The organism is Ilyobacter sp., assembly GCF_041583315.1.
Taxonomy (GTDB): domain Bacteria; phylum Fusobacteriota; class Fusobacteriia; order Fusobacteriales; family Fusobacteriaceae; genus Ilyobacter.
In genome coordinates, this window is sequence record NZ_JBFHGC010000298.1 from 1 (window position 1) to 3,646 (window position 3,646).

Annotated in this window: 4 protein-coding genes; all 4 read right to left on the reverse strand. The window is 37.7% G+C overall.

The features are described 5' to 3' along the window. Positions 1-708 (reverse strand): phosphoribosylaminoimidazolesuccinocarboxamide synthase (gene purC, locus ABZA26_RS10195; protein ID WP_372714418.1); only part of this gene is annotated, 708 nt, incomplete at its 3' end. Between the two features lie 41 nt (positions 709-749). Then, positions 750-1,877 (reverse strand): 5-(carboxyamino)imidazole ribonucleotide synthase, encoded by a 1,128-nt coding sequence (gene purK / locus ABZA26_RS10200; RefSeq protein ID WP_372714419.1) that lies wholly within the window; start codon positions 1,875-1,877, stop codon positions 750-752. An 18-nt stretch (positions 1,878-1,895) separates the two neighbouring features. Next, a complete protein-coding gene (purE, locus tag ABZA26_RS10205; protein ID WP_372714420.1) occupies positions 1,896-2,408 on the reverse strand; it encodes a 5-(carboxyamino)imidazole ribonucleotide mutase in 513 nt (170 codons plus the stop codon). Positions 2,409-2,442: 34 nt separating this feature from the next. After that, positions 2,443-3,646: phosphoribosylformylglycinamidine synthase subunit PurQ (locus tag ABZA26_RS10210; protein WP_372714421.1), on the reverse strand; the 1,204-nt coding region annotated here is incomplete at its 5' end.

Here is a 3,646-nt window from a genome sequence, read left to right on the forward strand (position 1 = left end):
ACCCAGCCTTTTTAAAATCTCGATATAAGCCTCTTCGATACCTCCGAGGTCTCTTCTGAATCTGTCTTTATCAAGTTTTTCACCTGTTTCCTTATCCCAAAGTCTGCAAGTATCTGGTGTGATTTCATCTGCCAGAAGAATCTCTCCGTTTATATTTTTTCCAAATTCTATTTTAAAGTCAACAAGAGTGATACCCTCTTTATCAAAAGTTTCCTTAAGCAGGTTATTTATTTTAGAAGCCATTTCATAAATTTTTCCAAGCTCCTCATAAGTAGTAATTCCCATTGCTACTGCGTGGTGGTCGTTGATAAGCGGGTCGTTGTATTTATCATTTTTATAGCAGATTTCAAATATAGTATTTGAAGGGACAGTTCCTTCCTCTATACCTACTCTGGCAGCCATAGAACCAGCGATGACATTCCTTACGATTACTTCAAGAGGGATAATTTCCACCTTTTCACAAAGCTGGTCTCTGTCGTTCAGCATCTCTTTATAGTGGGTTTTTATTTGATTTTTTTCCAGTATTTCATACAGTGTGGCGGTGATCTTGTTGTTAAGGATACCTTTGTTCTGTATAGTTCCTTTTTTTGCCCCGTTTCCAGCTGTGGCATCATCTTTAAAATGTATGATAACTAAATTTGGATCCTCTGTAGAGTATACTTTCTTTGCCTTTCCTTCATACAGCATATCCTTTTTCATAAATTCCATTTTTCCTCCCGGGTTATAAAAGATTATTTGGCATATAATTGTTATTCACTTATGATTTTTAAATGTTCTCTGGCTTTTAATGCTAGTCTATAAGCTTCTTCTTCTGAATCATTGAGTACTGTTATATGACCCATTTTTCTAAATGGCTTTGTCTCTTTTTTTCCGTAGAGATGCAGATATGCTCCGTCAATCTTCATCATCTCTTCCATGCCTACGACCTTCACCTGCCCTGCATATCCGTCTTCGCCTAATATGTTTACCATGCAGGCAGGGGAGAGCAGGTCACAGCTTCCTAGGCTGTAGTTTAAGACGGCTCTTATGAACTGTTCGTACTGTGATGTTTTGCAAGCTTCAATTGTATAATGCCCTGAATTATGTGGTCTGGGAGCTATTTCATTAATCAAAATTTCTCCTTCTTCAGTAAGAAACATTTCGACACCGAATATTCCTACGCCGTCGAGAGCCTCTACACATTGAACTGCCAGCTCCTCAGCTTTCTTGTACTGATTTTCTGTTATTCTAGCTGGTGCCACTACAGTATCACATATATTTGTTTTTTCATCAAATACCATTTCCACGACAGGATAAGTGACTGTATTTCCGTCGGAATTTCTGGCGACCATTACAGCTATCTCTTTTTTACACTTTATAAACTCTTCAAAGAAGCTGTCACCCTGGATCATTTTTTCTGTATCAGACTCATTTTTAAGGATGAAAACTCCTCTACCGTCGTATCCGCCTTTGCAGCTCTTTTGCACAACGGGAAATCCAAATTCTTTTTTAAGTTGTTCAATAGTATCTTCAGTGACTCTTTTCCATTTTGAAGTAGGAATATTTTCTTTATTAAGGAGTTCTTTCTGTTTTGATTTGTCTTGAATTGTTTCAATGACATTTGAAGAAGGAAATATTTTTTTCCCCTTTGCTTCAAGTTCTTTTAACACTTCAACATTTATATGTTCTATTTCGTAGGTAAGTACATCACATTTTTCAGATATCTCTCTTATTTTATCTTCATCATGCAGGCTTCCTATTATATATTCGTTTGAGATCTCACTGGCAGGAGATGGATGCTCCTCTGTAAGCACGCAGGTGTATATATCCATTTTCCTGGCTTCAAGAATTGTCATCTTTCCAAGTTGTCCACCGCCGATAATTCCTAATTTTTTCAACTTGTTTCTCCTCCCAAACTACATACTTTCAAGATATTTGGCATATCCCAGTTCTTCAACTTTTTCAGCTTTTGCTTCTACTTCATCTTTCATATCAGCCATGTATTTTTTTACTGTTTCTTTTACTTCACTATCTTTTATAGAGATTATTTTAGCAGCAAGTATTCCGGCATTTTTTGCTCCGTTTATTGCCACTGTTGCTACAGGTACTCCACCAGGCATCTGTACTATAGATAATAATGAGTCAAGTCCGCTTAAGTTTGAACTTTTGACCGGTACTCCTATTACAGGTATACTGGTTATTGCTGCCACCATTCCAGGCAGGTGGGCTGCCCCACCTGCACCTGCGATTATGACGTCAATTCCTCTTTCATCAGCTGTTTTTGCATATTCATACATTTTATCCACTGTTCTGTGGGCTGAAACCACAGTCAGTTCATAATTTATTTTAAATTCATCTAATATTTTTGCAGCAGCACTCATTATTGGTAAATCGGAGTCACTTCCCATAATTATACCTATTTTTCCCATTTTTCTCCCTTTCTATCAATAAAATCTATGTGATTTATTTGAAATACTTCACACCGTTTGCAAATATCTTCTGCTCTTTATCCCCTATAATATTCTTATAGAGATTTTCTCCCATTCTTTCAGAGTGTCCCATCTTACCCAGTATTTTTCCGTCTGGAGATGTGATTCCCTCTATAGCATAGACAGATCCATTTGGATTAAACTTAAACTCATTTGAAGGATTTCCTTCAAAGTTTACATACTGTGTAGCTACCTGTCCGTTTTCAAAAAGCTTTATTGCCACTTCTTCGCTGGCAAAGAACCTTCCCTCTCCGTGTGATACAGGTATCTCGTGGACAGATCCGACCTCTATACCAGAGAACCAAGGAGATTTGTTTGATGTTACTTTCGTAGACACCATCTGTGATATATGTCTTCCTATGTTGTTAAAAGTAAGGGTAGGTGAATCTGCAGTTACTTTTCCGATCTCTCCGTAAGGAAGGAGCCCTGATTTTATAAGTGCCTGGAATCCGTTACAGATACCCAGGATAAGACCGTCTCTCTCTAGGAATTTAGATATGGCTTCAGCCACTTTTGGGTTTGAAAGCACAGTGGCAATGAATTTACCGGAACCGTCAGGCTCATCTCCAGAACTGAATCCTCCCGGGATCATAAGTATCTGGGATTTTTCGAGTCCTTTTATTATCTCTTCTATGGATTCGTTTATATGTCTTTGTGTCAGGTTTTTAAAAGTCATCCCAGAAGTAGTCGCTCCTGCCTTTTCAAATACTTTTTTGGCATCGTATTCGCAGTTTGTTCCTGGGAATGCAGGTATGAATACATTAGGTTCTGCTATTTTATTCTTAGCAACGATGATCTCTTTTGCCTCGTAAGGAGTCCAGATATACTCTTTTTTCTTTTCTTTCGTCTCGTATGGGAATACAGGCTCGAGAGTCTTGAGCCAAGTTTTTTCAGATTCTTGCAGAGTAATCACAGTATCTCCGGCTACTATTTTTTCTTCCTCTGTAGTATTTCCCAGGAAGACTATATTTTTTCCTGATAATTCTTCAGAAGCTTCTACGATAAATGAACCATAACCGAGTTTAAATAGATTCTCATCAAGATTTTCGATGCTTACTCCGATTCTGTTTCCGAAACTCATCTTTGCAAGAGATTCTGCAACTCCGCCTTTTTTCAGTGTCATTGCTGATACTATTTTTCCGGACTTTATATTTTCATACATATAATTAAAGTTTGAT